Raw genomic sequence first — 14,439 nt, 5'->3', positions numbered from 1 at the left:
TGCTCTAGGATAGATTTTCAGCAGTGTGTGTATGTTTTTTTGTTGCGTTTTCCTGAGTATCTTTACTTCCACGGCACTAACCTCTTGAAAGGAAGGGGCAGGGTTTAGCCCTGTCCCTTTTTCTTAAACCAGCCTAGTTACAGCTACACAACACTTTCAAAGGGTTTATGAGAAGCACAAATTGAAAAACCATGTTTCTCATAAATCGGTCGTCTTGAATTGAACGGCACTGAAGTAGGTCGCAGAGCTTAACCCTCTAAATCAGTCTCATTGGCTCTAGAACGTAAAGGTTGTTCTCAATGCTCCTACAGCTGTCGTGCTGTTGCCGCTGTAACCTTCTGGGTCAAACACAACATATACACCGGGAGTAATGCTGATGTTGTCGTTGAGCCTGAAGTTAATAAAACCCTCTAGGTGAAACGGGTCAGCATTTTCAGGATTGTATGCCTCGCCGCCAACCGAGGCTCGGTTTAGGGGTTGCCCCACTAGTAGAGCAGCCGTGTTGCCTTCGCCAAAAATGTCACGGAAGTGTACACCTGCCATCCAGCTAATGAAGTTGGTTGAGGCATCGACATCGACTAGATCAGCAAAGATGTAAGCACCGGAAAGGGTCAGGTCTACGCCCGGAGCAAACTGCCAGTTGACGGTTGCACCAATGGAGTTGAGCCGAATGCCTTCGTTGGCGACCGCCAAGACCTCATTTCCGCCTACTGCCGCCAACTGCTCAGCGTTGGGGTTAAACAAGACAGAGCCAATGTCAGACGCACTCAGCCCCGTTCCCAGAATGTTGATTTGGTGGTAACTGTTGGCGTAGTTCAGCCCAATGTTGAGCGTATCACTGGGAGTTAGAGTGAGCTGTGTTGCCAACACATAGCTGCCATTAAATAAACCTGCTCCCAGCGGTGTACCGCCCGTCAATCCTTGGTTGTTGGGCAATGAGGCATTCACACTGCCATACAACCCGCGCAGGTCAATGCCATCCGCAATATCCCAGATAAATCCTGCCGCTGATGCTAAGCCTGTACCTGATGTACCACCAGAAACCCTCACTGCTGGGTTGTAGCCGCCAAACCGAGAAAGTGCGCCCTGACTGTCACTAGCAAAGGGAGCGATCGCCGGAAACGCATCTGTCACCTCAGCATTAGTGCCAACAAATAGCGTTACATCGCCGAATGCCGGAAAGATGTACAGCAGTTTATACAGGTCAATATCATTCGAGCCGCTGTTAGAAAGATTCTGGGGATTGGTTGTGCCAAACTGCGGAGCGTAAGCCAGACCTAGATTGCTAGCCGTGCCAAATATCGGATCGCCCAGTCCCAAAGTGCCAGGAATGCTGCCCGTGCTGTTGCCAAAGCCACCCCCAAAGTTGTAGGACTGTAACCCTGTAATCAGCAGATCGCTGCCTGTGAAGCTGGTCGTCAGATTGAGCCGCACCCGGTTGTTAAACACGATCTGAGCATTATTTCCCTCTGCTCCGCCTGTGTTTGAGAGAATTCCTGGTGTTGCGTCTGAGTCATCGCCCCCGGGATAGCCACCACCCGCTGCTGCGATGCTCAAAACCACTTCTCCATTCAACCGAGTGGTGGTTGAAAACTGGTTTGCCTCCAGTTCGGCCGTCCGCGCCTCTAATGTATCTACCCGACCTCGCAAAGTTGCCAGCTCTGCCGAAAATTCTTCCTGGAGACGTTGCAGCGTAGTCAAATCCTCACGAGTCACCGCCTCAGCTAGTCCAGCGGCAATTAGTTCATTGACGCGATCGAGGGCTGCATTCAGCCCCGCTGCAAATTCATAGCGAGTTAGGGCGCGATTGCCCCGATACGTGCCGTCTGGATATCCCGCAATCACACCATAGCGCTCCACCAAAGACTGCAACGCCTGAAATGCCCAATCTGTCGGCTGCACATCTGACAGTTGAGACACCGAGGTGACTTGCCCAATAGAATTAGATGCTGTGTCTTCTGTCAGTGAGTTGACCGAGGGAACTGGTGTAAGCGTAGTTGAACTGGTTACAGTCGAGCTGGGCAGAGTCGAATTGGGTGTATTCAAACCAGATACATCTGGACTTAAAGAATCTGCAACCAGCGCTTCTGAAGTCTCGGCTGTTACTGTGACGTCTGCTTCCGAGAAAACGACCTCTGGCACATCTACAAACAACGCCTCTGGAATCTCAACTGCCTCAACAACGGTTTCTGTAGATGCCGTGTGCTCTAACTGGGAATCCGACAATTCATGATTTAACTCATCATCTGACTCCTGGTTTGATGCATCTTCTTCAGCGATCGCCCCTACTGTTATTTCGGACAAACTTCCAGTTAAGCCTTCCGGATCTACATCATTTGTTTCAGCCTCAGCCGCATTCAGCGGTTTTACAGCCATTAAACCCGTTAATAAACACAGCAACCCCAACCCAACTTTAGGTGAAGTCTGCTTTTTACCCTTGCTCATCTTGAACTCCTCACATCCAGCAAGTTAAAACTGACCACACTAGTTGAAGTGCAGCCACAAAATAATGGAGCGATCGCCAAAACTGCGACCGATATTGTTAAAGTCCAAGGTTGATGCAGTAAGATGCCGCAAAAAACACATCAGCCATAAAAATTCTGCTTTCGTGCTAGAGATTCCTACTAACCAAAGTATTTTGATCAGGATTTTCTCTGACCAAGTTTTTTTAGTAGAGCGTTCTAAATAGAGGATGATTTTGAGTGTTGCAAGTGTTGCCTATGTAATACTCAAAATTAACTATATTAACTATCGGGAAAAACGAACACTAACGGATAGAGGAATTAGTCCTGTAGCATTTCCAGAAGTTTCAATTGCAGTGAGACAATTCATCAGAAGGTAAGTAAAGCTATTGCCTAATTAGGTAGACTAAGGCGACTTGTCAGTGATGCAACGTACAACTGAAGTCATAGTTCCCAGTAGCAGTTGGTTAGCCGATTTAGTGTTGCTGAAAGAGAAAATGCAGTGGGCGATCGCCCACTGCATTCCTCAAACTATTGGGTAGTTACGCAGCATGAGTGGTAACTGGCGATCGCCGAGTTCCTTCACGGCGGCGAATATCTCGCCAGATTTGGGTTGCGGCTAATGCACCATCGGCAGCGGCAATCGCTACTTGATTCATTCCCACCTTTAAGTCGCCCACTGCGAAGATGCGAGGGTGAGAGGTTCGGTTCATTTTGTCGGTAACCAAGTTACCACCCTGGTATTCCAAATCAATGTTTTTCAGGTAATCGGCGTGATATTTTGAACCCATTGACACTAATCCGGCATCGAGTTCTATGACTGAGCCATCGGCAAGTTCTACACCCGTCATGTGGTGGTGTTCGCCCAAGAATTGCTTGATGGGCTGTTCGACTAAGGTGTAGCCATGATGAGTGAGGCGATCGCGAAACTCAGTACTCACTTCAAACTCACCATTAGTGAACAGGGCGATGTAGGGTGTAAACCAACCGAGCGGAAATGCAACTTCCAGACTGGATTCGCTGCTGCCAAATACGCCTGTCCGTTGGTCGCGCATCTCGTAGCCATCACAGACGAGACAAACGTGCAGGTTATGTCCGGCATAGTCAAACACGTTCTGCATATCGGCTAGCTTGGGAAGATGATCGATAATGCCACTCGCTGCAATTAGATAACGGCTGCGAAAGACTGCACTAGTAGGGTTTGTGCGCCCAATTCTAACGTGAACTGCAAATGTTTCGCCTTCATCGATTACTTCTTCCACGTACCCATTCAGGTAATCCCCTTCAAGAGAAAGGTAATGTTCTTTGCCCTGTTTCAGCACATTCCGTCCAGGTGTATCGGGGGGTAAACCCAGATAGTTGTGTAGTTCCTGCATCCAGAAGGAGCGGGCCTTACCTTTGTCGATAATTAGGGTAGACAGCAGATAACGTTGCAGATAGATTCCAGCAGACAGTCCAGCGGCTCCACCACCAATGACCAGGACATCGTAAACTTGATCTGCTCGTTGATCGAGCATTTGTTTGGTGAGTTGCATAATTCCCTCCAAGGGTGAGTTTCACCAGCTAAAGCAGTAGGTTGAGCGATTTACTCTAAATCTGACAGGTGCCGTCATCAGCCAATTGCATTGGCTTGCCGTCTACTGAAATCAGGCGATCGAGCCGAATCTCCGTGGCGTCTTTCAACTTCATAAATTCGACTTTGTTGACAGAGTAGAGGTCAATGATTTGTCCTTCTAAGCTGATCTCTTCGTCGGTTTCGGTGCGGTAAAGGATCGTGCAAACCCGACGCAAGGTTGCTAGTGCTTCTAACTCATCGTAAAAACTACAGCTAACTAATTCATACGGATTCATAAGTGGGTACCGAGGAATGAATGTGAGGCAAAACGTTTTGTCCAATCTCGTCTAACACTTCGGCGGCAGGGCGTTCTCCATATTTGAGGTTCAGCCCAACGTGGTTCACGCCGATTGATTGCAAATGTAATAGCAGATCCACTAGGCGATCGCGCCCTAGTCGATAACCCAAATGAATTGGATTAGGAGCGAGAGTTGGATCATCTACCAGGTCCACATAAAGAGATTGAGCGTAGGGTTTAAAAACTCCCGGTGCAAATCGTTCTGTAAGGTCACGCCAATCCTGAATCATCCGAGACTGCATTTGTGGATGGCGTGGGTAATACAGCCACCCATCGGCGTGTTCAGCAATCCATTCAGGCGATTGACGACTGTGCCCAGTTACTAGAAGCGGAATGTGTCCGTTCACTGGCTTTGGCAATACACCGGCTGCTTCTAAGTAAGTCAGGGGCGATCGAATGACTGGAAATTCTGATGCCAACGCTTGCTTGAAGTCGAAAAAGGTTTGGCGGAAGCGATCGCCCCTCGATTCAAAGTCAACACCAAAGGCCGGAAACTCTACGGGGCGATCGCCTGATGCAATGCCCATCACTAATCGTCCATTAGATAATTGATCTACGGATGCTGCCGCTTTTGCCAAATGTAGCGGGTGTCGCTGGGAAAAGATAATGCTACCTGTGGCAAGTGCAACACGTTGCGTGTGCGCGGCAATGTAGCCCAGATACACCCAGGGATCATAAATCTGTCCCACATCGCCAAAGCTTGGATCATAGAGTGGCACATCCCGAAACCACAGTGCAGCGAAGCCCAAAGCCTCTGCCCGTTGAGCCAACACCACCTGATGCTGCATGGTTGGAATGCTGCCCTTGTAAGCTTCAATTGGGAAATACACGCCAACAGTCAGATGGTTCTCTTTGAACAGTTGCTTAAAGCCAGTTGAATCTAGTACAGATACCATTTAACACCTCCTGATTAACACCCCACTCACGCCTTATTCACATTAGCTATACTGATTTCGCCCTGCCATCACGCCACCGTCTACATCCCAAACGGCTCCTGTCACCCAGGCAGCTTGCTCAGATAGCAAGAAGGAAACAACCTCAGCGACATCCTCTACACGACCTACGCGTCCGATTGGATGAAATGAGTTAAATCCTTGTAGCACTGAATGAACTTGGTCTGCTGGAATAAACCCTTCGTAAATGGGAGTTTCCACGACAGCAGGAGAAACTGCATTAACTCGAATTTTGTGACTTGCCAATTCCATCGCCAAATGTTGAGTTAGAGAGTGTAGCCCTGCTTTTGCCATCGAATAGGCGGAGGAAGGAGTTGCCTGGACTGCTTGTTTTGCCCACATGGAGCCTATATTGACGATCGCCCCTCCCTGAGCGCGATCAACCATGTTTTTGGCGATCGCTTGAGTGATAAAGAAAGTTGCTTTATTGAGGTTCAAATACAGGTCATAATCCGCTTCAGTATGCTCTAAAAAGGACTTGGGCAAAAATACCCCAGCCGCATTCACCAAGAGTGTCGCATCCGCGTGATTGGCGTTAATTCGAGCAATTAAGTCATTCCGTTCGCCTGGATTGGTGATGTCGGCTTGCTCTGCAAAAACCTTTCCCAATGGGCTGAGATCATTAGTTGCTGAATGTAGGCGATCGCCCCGTTTGCCAATTAGCACCACTGCCCCACCTCGGCTGAGAATTACCTGAGCAACTGCCTTGCCAATGCCGCTTGTACCGCCAACCACAACTAACTTCTGACCTGCAAGATCCTGGCTCATAGCTCTCTTTCCTCAAAATGAAGCTTGCTTCCTACTAGTTGGATGTTTTAGGAATAAAAAAATTTATCCTTTGACCAACTGAATTAACTGCTCGATCATCTGGTGAAACTTATCTGCTCCTCCATGAACTCGGACGACCAAAATTCCTCCCTCCAACACAGTAAAAACTAGCGAAGCCATAGCTTGAGTTTCCCCAAGAAAGCGAAAACTGCCAGCTTGCCGACCCATATCTAAAAGGTCGGTGAGTCGCTCCTCATTTGCCTGGTAGAAACTGCGAACCCGCTCGGTCAGTTGCTCACTCAAGGTTACGGTTTCTGCCCCAAGCATGGCACAGAGACAAGTTTTGTCCTGATCACCACTTCTAAGTGTTGTCTCAAACAGTCCGCAATAGCGGCGTAGCTTTACTTCTGGCGCATCATTGGAGGCTAAAATCCCGTCTACTATTCTGAAGAAGCGATCGCTATAGCGGTCAAGTAGCGCTATCACCAAATCATCCTTCTTAGGAAAGTGAGTGTGAACACTTGCCTTGCGAATGCCGACACTCTCGCTAATGTCCTGGTAGCTCATGCCATTCACGCCAAAGCGCTGAATCAGGTCTTGAGCGACATCTAGAATTTGAGTTTTGGTATCGGTTTGCTTCATGAGTTTATCCTACTAGTAGGTAGGCAAGTTTGTCAAGCCTTGAACCATTTATGGTTTTACCAGTCATTTTCACTTGAATAAATCACAAACGGTTCTACGAAGAGTAGTCAGATGAAGGGTTGTGTCGCAAAAAATTGCTGAAGCACGATTAGTAGAGTTGTAATGCGTACGATTCAGCTCCACACATAGGTTTCTAAATTTTTTGCGACACAACCGCACAAAGCGTCACACCTCCTCTGATAGTTCTTGGTCGAACTTAATGGGGCTATGCGCCTTGATTAAACAAATACGAAGGAAGGTTCACTGATACTTAGATTGGATGAAACATTCTGGATCACACTGACCAATTCTCCTCTTGCTTCGACTCCTGGATCGTAGATAATAGCCGCATCAATTGTCCCCAAGCTTGAGGTAAAGAAGTCCAGGCTGTAAAAATCAGCTGAGCCAGAAAGCTGAATGACATCTTGGCTTAGTTCAAAATCCGTGATTAAGGCGTAGTCATTGTCGCCCCCAGATGCGGGATCGCCATCATTGTAATAGATACTGCCGCTATCTCCCAGGACGAAAGTATCGCTGCCCAGTCCACCTGTTAAGAAATCGATTTCAAATAAACCTAATCCAAAACCGGGATTGAAGGGATCAACGCCGATCAGCGTGTCATTACCGTCACCTCCGTTTAGAGAGTCACTATCAACACCACCTATGAGAACGTCTGCACCGTCTCCACCATCGAGCAAATCAAACCCAAAGCTGCCAAAAAGCTGGTCATCTCCAATACCTCCAAAGGCTGAGTCATCGTCTCCACCACCATCAACAAAATCATTACCTGCACCACCTTCGAGGAAGTCAAACCCAAAGTTCCCAAACAGGCGATCGCCACCTGCATCGCCAAAGACTGAATCACTTCCCTCTCCAGCGTTGATGATGTCGTCGCCCTGTTCTCCTCTAAGAACATCATCACCAAAATCACCAAAAATTCGGTCTTTACCACGACCGCCTGAAATCACATCGTTGCCATCTCCACCCAAAATCACATCAAATCCGTTGCCACCCGCAATGATGTCATTCCCTAGGTCACCATAGATCTCATCAGCTCCGCTGCCCCCCTCAATGGTGTCATTTCCATCTCCTGCGATGATTACGTCATCGCCATCTCCACCAAAGATTTGATCGCTGCCCGCAAGACCCAGTAAGTTATCGTTACCCTCCAAGCCTGAGATTAGATCAAACCCGTTTGTACCCACAATCAGATCATCATCTGGAGTACCAATGAATTCGATCGGAGCAGCGAGAGAAATCTCAATGTTGTAATCGCCCGTTGTCCCGGAGACAGAACCCGTACCCGCTACAAATGGATCATAGAGATTGTTGGGAAAACTACTGACTCCAACATAGTAAGTATCAGAAAAAGTAGCTGTAAATTCTAAGAATGAATCCAGCGATAGAAGTTCGTCAGGCGCTGCGGCGTCATCGCTGATGCTGATCTCATTTCCCGCAGAATCAAACACTCGCAAAAGCGTATCTACGGAAGAACCAAACTCACTTGCATCAATATCAATGGTGATCTGATCGCCTGCATCAAGCTGAAATTGGAAGAAGTCTACATCTAAATTAGGATCAGCAGAGAGACTGTCACCAATAAAGCCTGCAAAAGTGAAAGTGCCTAGATTCTCAGAGCTAAGTTCCGTAGCAATTGCCTCAAAAATGGTGTCATTCGGCTCGCCAATTCCACCACCGTTAGTTAAATCAACGACTCCAACTTCGGTATTTGGAGCGGCATCTGTTGGCTCCACAACTGTTCCAACCACAGTGCTGTAGTTGAGTGCTCCATCATCTCCTAGCAACTCCAGAGGCACTTGTATTTCAAGAGAGTTGGTTTGATAGACAATAGGTGCTTGTCCAAGGATAGTGAAATCAGCCGTATTAATTAGATCCACAAAGCCAGTGGTCAGTTGCTCACTAAAGAGAGCAATTGAGATCTCGGCTCCTAATGAACCTCCTTGTTGTCCAAGGGGAGCAAAGAAGCTTTGATTAGAGGAGATGCCTGTTAAGGGATCTTGATCAAGGTCTAAATCAATAAAACCAACGACAGCTTCAGCCAAGCCTGTAGATGGAGCTGCAATGGAATTAGCAAAATTCACTGTTAGGAGCAAATTGTCGTTGCTCACTCTGCCATTAACGCTTTCGATGTCAAGCTGAATCGGTTCAAAACCAAAAGTATCACCTAACACATCGTTACTAATAGTCATGTTTTGCTCTCTACATTTTTTGGAGATGACAACTACTAACAGTTGTTGTCTGTTGTTGATGGAAAAGTGCTTTGCTTGCAGTGCTCCAGCCCTTTTATTTCGCCAAACCGTGCTAAGACCTAAGCACAAACTTTTTTAGCTTGAAGGATAATCTGAATAAGGCTCAAGGCTTAGGGTGAAACAGGATACTGAATTTTGGTTTGCCTGATTTGAGAGAACAACTGCTAGCTACTTGCAGCAGAATTGTTAGAAGTAGCTCAAAGTTGAAGATAAGGCGATCGCATTAAGTATCGTAAGCGGAGCTTTTGAGTTGTAAGTAGCCTTTCAACTTAAAAGCTCCGCTTATCATTGTTAGAAATTTAATTCAGAATCGGAAGTACCCACAAGGGTACCCCCAGTATCTGAAAACGCCGCGCGGTCAGCACGGTTGTGTTACAAGAGGTTGCTGAAGCAACTAACAGATTTCCTTGATTGAGGTTCTTATGAAAACATCACCGATGACTGCTGTTCAACTTGTGCGAGGTCGCTGGATTTTTACAGGAGACGAAACTCTATCTGATGGAGCGATCGCATTTCAGGACGACACCATTCTAGAAGTGGGTTCCTGGGAGGCTCTACGTGCCAAATATCCTGACGCAAATGTACATGGCTCCAGTCAGTTTGCTATCCTACCGGGTTTCATTAATGCCCATCACCACAGTAACGGAGTTCCCAACTCTTTACAGGGTGTGGATGATGACTTCCTAGAACCTTGGCTATTTGCTAATACTGCACTGCGATCGCAAGATCCCACGCTGAAAACCTTATTCAGTGCAGCTCTTCTCTTACAAAGTGGTATCACAACCGTACTGGATGTTGCCAGTATTTCAGGAACCCCGGAAGCCAGCACAAACAACCTCAAAGGGCGGCTTCGTGCCTACGAGCAAGCAGGGCTACGAGTGGCTTTGGCTCCCGGTGCAAACTATTCTAGTTTCCTGGTTCATTATGAAGACGATGCATTTTTAGCAAGTTTGCCTGACTCCCTTCGCCAACAGGTAAACACTCTTGTTCCCCTTCAGCAAACCTTGTCTCCAGAAGATTATTTGTCGATCATTAGTGATCTGGTGGTCAGCTATCAGTCACATCCTCACATTGATGTCTGGTTTGGGCCACCGGGACCACAGTGGGTGAGTGATGATTTAATGATCAAAATTGCTGAAACGGCAAGGTCATTGAATACAGGCATTCAAACTCATGTTGTGGAATCATTCTATGAAAAACTCATGGGACCACGTTTCTATGACAAATCTGTGATAGCTCATTTACACGAGTTGGGGGTTCTCAGTCCTCGATTCTCGATCGCCCACGGCGTGTGGCTAACCGAAAGTGATATCGAGATCTTGGCAGAAACAGGAGCCTCGGTCAGCCATAATCCCAGTTCTAATCTGCGACTCCGGGCGGGTATTGCTCCCTTAAATTCGTTGCTTGAGGCAGGTGTCACCGTTGGGCTGGGAATGGACGGAACGACTCTGGGAGATGATGAGGATATGTTCGCCGAGATACGGTTAGCAGCACGTTTGCATCGTACTCCTCAGATTAATATGCCTGCTCCGAGCTTTACAGACGTTTTTCACATGGCAACGACGGGAGGAGCAAAACTGTTGATGCAGCAAAAGATTGGTAAGCTTGCTCCAGGTTACAAGGCAGATCTGGTATTGGTGAAGTGCGATCGCATCACCTATCCCTGGATTGCACCGGAAGCAAGTCCTGTACACGTCGTATTAATGCGTGCCCGTGCAGCAGATGTAGAAACCGTTTTCGTCAACGGCAAGATCGTCCTGCAAAACGGTCAACCTACTGGATTTGACCTGCAAGCCGTGGGGCAAGAAATTGCTAATCAAATGGACGCTGCTGCAAACCAACAGAAGAACGGGGCATTGGTAGCCGAACTGCTCCCCTACCTCAAACAGTGGTACGCCAATTGGACCATGCCAAAACTTAACCCTTATGCAACTTTTAACTCTCGCATTTGAAATAATAACGTTTCTCAAAAAGGGCTACAGATGGAAGGGCACCCTGCTCCACGAGGTGCCCTTCCATCTGTAGCCTTAACTTTTGGAATTGGTATAACGAGGTAAAGCAGGTGAGCAGAGACGATTTACGAGTGTCATCGGCTTGTAAATCGTCTCTGCCCAAAGCAATTCTGGCTGACGTGCAAGACAGTAACCTGCACGCTCTTGCAATATGCAAAAGTTTTGTAAAGCTGCTCAATAGCGCCAAAAGAATCTAGGGCAGTTCTACAGACAAACGGTCATTTTCTTGAAGAAATCAGCGATTCAGTCCAACCACAGCGCGAGTGAATCCGCTTACGCACAGAGGAGAGGATTCATCCCTGGACTGGCTCAAATCATAAGGGCTTACGTATTTATGCTGGCATTTCTCAAGAGCCTTCCCAATAAACCCGTAGAATAACGATCGTCTCAAACGGGCTTCTCTACGGACAATAGGCACAACTTCAAACGCAAGGTGTCCTAAAGAGATGACGACTCAATCTTCCCCCCGCTCCACCGCGATAGAACTACTGGTTGCCTACCACCAAAATCCGACTGTTTCTGTCCGCAATAAATTGGTCCGGTTGAATGCAGGTTTGGTTCGGAAGATTGCTCATCGCATCAGCCGTCAGTGCTGCGAACCGTTTGAAGATCTTGAGCAAATTGGCTATCTCGGTTTAATTCGAGCAATCGAGCGGTTTGATCCTGGTCATGGCTATGCTTTTAGCTCGTTTGCAGTGCCTTACATTCGGGGCGAAATGCTGCACTTCTTGCGCGATCGCAGCAGTGCTGTAAAAATCCCTCGCCGCTGGCAAGAGATGCAAAAGGAAGGACAAAGAGTCAGAGAAGCGCTCACCAAAGAACTAGGTCGTAATCCCAAAGATAGCGAAATCGCCGAACGCCTCAATGTCAGCATCAACGAATGGCAAGAAATTAAGCTATCCGGCAAGAACCGCTTGCTGCTCAGCCTGGATGCCACTGTGAGTCAGCAGGTTGACTCTGCTGTTACCCTGGGCGACACCCTTACCGATGCCCATGCCCAAACGCTGCAAATTTGGGAAGAAGACCGTCAACAGATTCAAAGAGCAATGGCACAGCTTGAGGAAAAAACTCGCACTGCAATTGAGCTCGTTTACTACAGTGACCTATCTCGCAAAGAGGTCGCTGAAAAAATTGGGGTTAGCCCCATGACCGTTACCCGTCGGATTCAACGCGGTGTAGAGCAGATGATCGCAATCCTCCAGCCCCAACCTCAGTCTGAGTCTGTCCCTTCGGAGCTATAAAGAGAATGCTAGCTTAAGCAAAATCAGTGAGATTCCAGTATTCGTCCTCGCTGATCTTGCCAGTTCGCATCCAGGTTTCAACCACTTCTAACAAAGCCTGGATTGCAACTTCTCGATCAATGAAATGACGCGCCGCTGCAAATGCTGTCTCAGCGGTGGAATGGGCAGAGCCATCGTTGCAGAAGTCGGGTAGGTCAGGATGATAGCACTGAAAGAAAAACTCCTCTGCTTCGCGCACCACCTCAATTTTCCAACCGTGATGCGAAATTGTCTGGGATTCAATTCTCAACATGCTACTGCTCCTATACAAAACTCAACAGGTTAAAGCTCGTGGAGGAAGAAATCCTGCCTGCTTTATGTTTTGATTGTGCCCATGAGATTGTCGCGTAGCTCACTCGGTTTCAAATTTTGAACATCAGGTGAACTACACGGCAGAACACTTAGGGCTACCGCTATGCTGTTGGGGATCGATCTAGGTACGGGTTCGGTAAAAGTGCTGCTGCTATCGACAGATGGCGCAGTCATTCGGGAAGCTTCCAGCCCTTATTCTGTAAAATCACCACATCCGGGCTGGGCGGAGACTGATCCGAATGAGTGGTGGGCAGCGGTGGCGATCGGCACCCGCGCTACGGTTCAAGACCAGGCAAACCAGATTCAAGCCATTGGACTATCCGGGCAAATGCATGGTATTGTCCTGACCGACCTGGCAGGAACGGCATTACGTCCTGCTATTCTCTGGGCAGATACTCGTTCCAGTGCGGTGCTGGATGCTTACCGGGCGCTAGATTCCACGCTGCTCAATCAGCTTGCTAACCCAATTACAGCGGGAATGGCAGGAGCGAGTTTGCTATGGCTGCGGCAATTTGAGCCAGAAATTTACGCCACAGCCCGATGGATGCTTCAGCCTAAAGACTGGTTGCGATTTCGCTTAACGAACGAAGTGGCGACGGAACCTTCGGACGCGTCAGCAACGTTACTTTATAACGTGCTGAAGGATAGCTGGGCAAACGATGTGCTGGAGGTGCTAAAGCTGCGCTCGGACGGGTTAGCTCGGCTAATTCCTTCTAGCAGCATTGCGGGCTATTTGACGGATGATGCCGCAGCCCATTTAGGTTTACCAGCCGGGTTGCCCGTGGTTGCAGGGGCGGGGGATACGGCAGCCGCAGCGCTAGGTAGTGGACTGCTTGAGCCAGGTTTGGTGCAGCTTACGGTCGGTTCAGGCGCTCAAATTGTGACGCTGCGATCGCATCCCACTCCTGATCCTCACCGGCAAACTCACCTTTACCGATCGGCACTTCCTCACCAGTGGTACACGCTTGCTGCTATGCAAAATGCGGGACTGGCGTTGGAATGGGTGCGTGGCATTCTAGGCTTAAGCTGGGCAGAGGTTTATCAAGCAGCGTTTGCCGTTGCTTCAGGTTGCGAAGGGCTAACATTCTTGCCTTACCTGACGGGAGAAAGAACGCCTTTGCTTGATCCGCAGGCACGAGGGGCTTGGGTTGGGCTGGGGCTACACCACACTCAGACTCATTTAATGCGGGCGGCATTGGAAGGGGTAGCATTTTCGCTGCGTCAGGGCTTGGAGGCGATCGCCGCTACGGGTATCGAGGTGAGGGAGTTACGGCTGGCTGGCGGCGGCACCCTTGAACCCCAGTGGCAGCAGCTATTAGCGGATGTCCTACAAGTACCGCTGCGTCCTGTTACAGTTGCGTCAGCTTCAGCACGAGGTGCGGCAATTTTGGCAGGGATAGGAATTGAAGTGGTGAATGAGGCGATCGCCCTTCCCAAAAACTCAACCCCGCCGGATGCCGTAATCCGTCCAAATTCTCCAGAACATGCTTTAGAAGAAGCATGGCAGCGATATTGTTCACTCTATCCAGCATTACGGCAGGCAGTCGTAGGTAGAGAATAAAAATTATTTTTTGACTTCAATTCTCAACCCTTAATCCCCTAGGTTAAATCCATAGGCTTTCTGCACAAATGCTGTTTTAGGAGCGTGAATTGTTGCACGGTGGAATCGCGCAACAATTCACACAGGAAATCCAATGCAATGTGCTTAAATAGCGAAGATAAAGCCATTCCCAGAAGTCATTTATGATAAGTAACGAGTGTCAGATGTAGAGCACTACACACTGCCTC

11 protein-coding genes are annotated in these 14,439 nt (G+C 48.3%); 3 read left to right on the top strand and 8 right to left on the bottom strand.

The genetic code is table 11. From position 1 onward, the window contains the following. Positions 1-276: 276 nt before the first annotated feature. From H6F88_RS22445 to H6F88_RS22415, 7 genes are all read right to left on the bottom strand, one after another. The gene (locus tag H6F88_RS22445; protein WP_242050661.1) at positions 277-2,445 is read right to left on the bottom strand and encodes an iron uptake porin; all 2,169 of its coding nucleotides are present in this window, start codon (positions 2,443-2,445) and stop codon (positions 277-279) included. A gap of 559 nt (positions 2,446-3,004) precedes the next feature. Then, positions 3,005-3,997, bottom strand: a complete 993-nt coding sequence (locus H6F88_RS22440; RefSeq protein WP_190644948.1) for an NAD(P)/FAD-dependent oxidoreductase — start codon at positions 3,995-3,997, stop codon at positions 3,005-3,007. A gap of 55 nt (positions 3,998-4,052) precedes the next feature. Further along, positions 4,053-4,313, bottom strand: coding sequence for a hypothetical protein (locus H6F88_RS22435; RefSeq protein ID WP_190644947.1), 261 nt, complete (start codon positions 4,311-4,313; stop codon positions 4,053-4,055). Then, positions 4,300-5,271, bottom strand: coding sequence for an LLM class oxidoreductase (locus H6F88_RS22430; RefSeq protein ID WP_190644946.1), 972 nt, complete (start codon positions 5,269-5,271; stop codon positions 4,300-4,302). The genes H6F88_RS22435 and H6F88_RS22430 overlap by 14 nt, the downstream gene beginning before the upstream one ends. 42 nt (positions 5,272-5,313) lie before the next feature. Further along, a complete protein-coding gene (locus tag H6F88_RS22425) occupies positions 5,314-6,096 on the bottom strand; it encodes an SDR family oxidoreductase (protein WP_190644945.1) in 783 nt (260 codons plus the stop codon). A 63-nt stretch (positions 6,097-6,159) separates the two neighbouring features. After that, the gene (locus H6F88_RS22420) at positions 6,160-6,738 is read right to left on the bottom strand and encodes a TetR/AcrR family transcriptional regulator (protein ID WP_190644944.1); all 579 of its coding nucleotides are present in this window, start codon (positions 6,736-6,738) and stop codon (positions 6,160-6,162) included. A gap of 278 nt (positions 6,739-7,016) precedes the next feature. After that, the gene (locus H6F88_RS22415) at positions 7,017-8,987 is read right to left on the bottom strand and encodes a pre-peptidase C-terminal domain-containing protein (RefSeq protein WP_190644943.1); all 1,971 of its coding nucleotides are present in this window, start codon (positions 8,985-8,987) and stop codon (positions 7,017-7,019) included. A 482-nt stretch (positions 8,988-9,469) separates the two neighbouring features. Here H6F88_RS22415 and H6F88_RS22410 point away from each other — a divergent pair, with 482 nt between their 5' ends. Continuing rightward, positions 9,470-10,999, top strand: a complete 1,530-nt coding sequence (locus H6F88_RS22410; RefSeq protein WP_242050660.1) for an amidohydrolase family protein — start codon at positions 9,470-9,472, stop codon at positions 10,997-10,999. A gap of 506 nt (positions 11,000-11,505) precedes the next feature. Further along, a complete protein-coding gene (locus H6F88_RS22405) occupies positions 11,506-12,300 on the top strand; it encodes an RNA polymerase sigma factor SigF (RefSeq protein WP_190644942.1) in 795 nt (264 codons plus the stop codon). A 13-nt stretch (positions 12,301-12,313) separates the two neighbouring features. On the opposite strand, the gene H6F88_RS22400 is transcribed toward H6F88_RS22405, so the two are convergent. After that, positions 12,314-12,592 carry a hypothetical protein gene (locus H6F88_RS22400; protein WP_190644941.1) on the bottom strand — a complete coding sequence of 93 codons (279 nt, stop codon included), beginning with the start codon at positions 12,590-12,592 and terminating at the stop codon, positions 12,314-12,316. A gap of 162 nt (positions 12,593-12,754) precedes the next feature. Here H6F88_RS22400 and xylB point away from each other — a divergent pair, with 162 nt between their 5' ends. After that, entirely contained in the window at positions 12,755-14,212 is a 1,458-nt protein-coding gene (gene xylB, locus H6F88_RS22395) for a xylulokinase (RefSeq protein WP_190644940.1), read from the top strand. Positions 14,213-14,439: the final 227 nt, after the last annotated feature.

This window comes from Oculatella sp. FACHB-28, assembly GCF_014696015.1.
Lineage (GTDB): Bacteria > Cyanobacteriota > Cyanobacteriia > Elainellales > Elainellaceae > JAAUTN01.
Note: the sequence above shows the minus strand (reverse complement) of the source record. Positions and strands in the feature narration are given on the sequence as shown.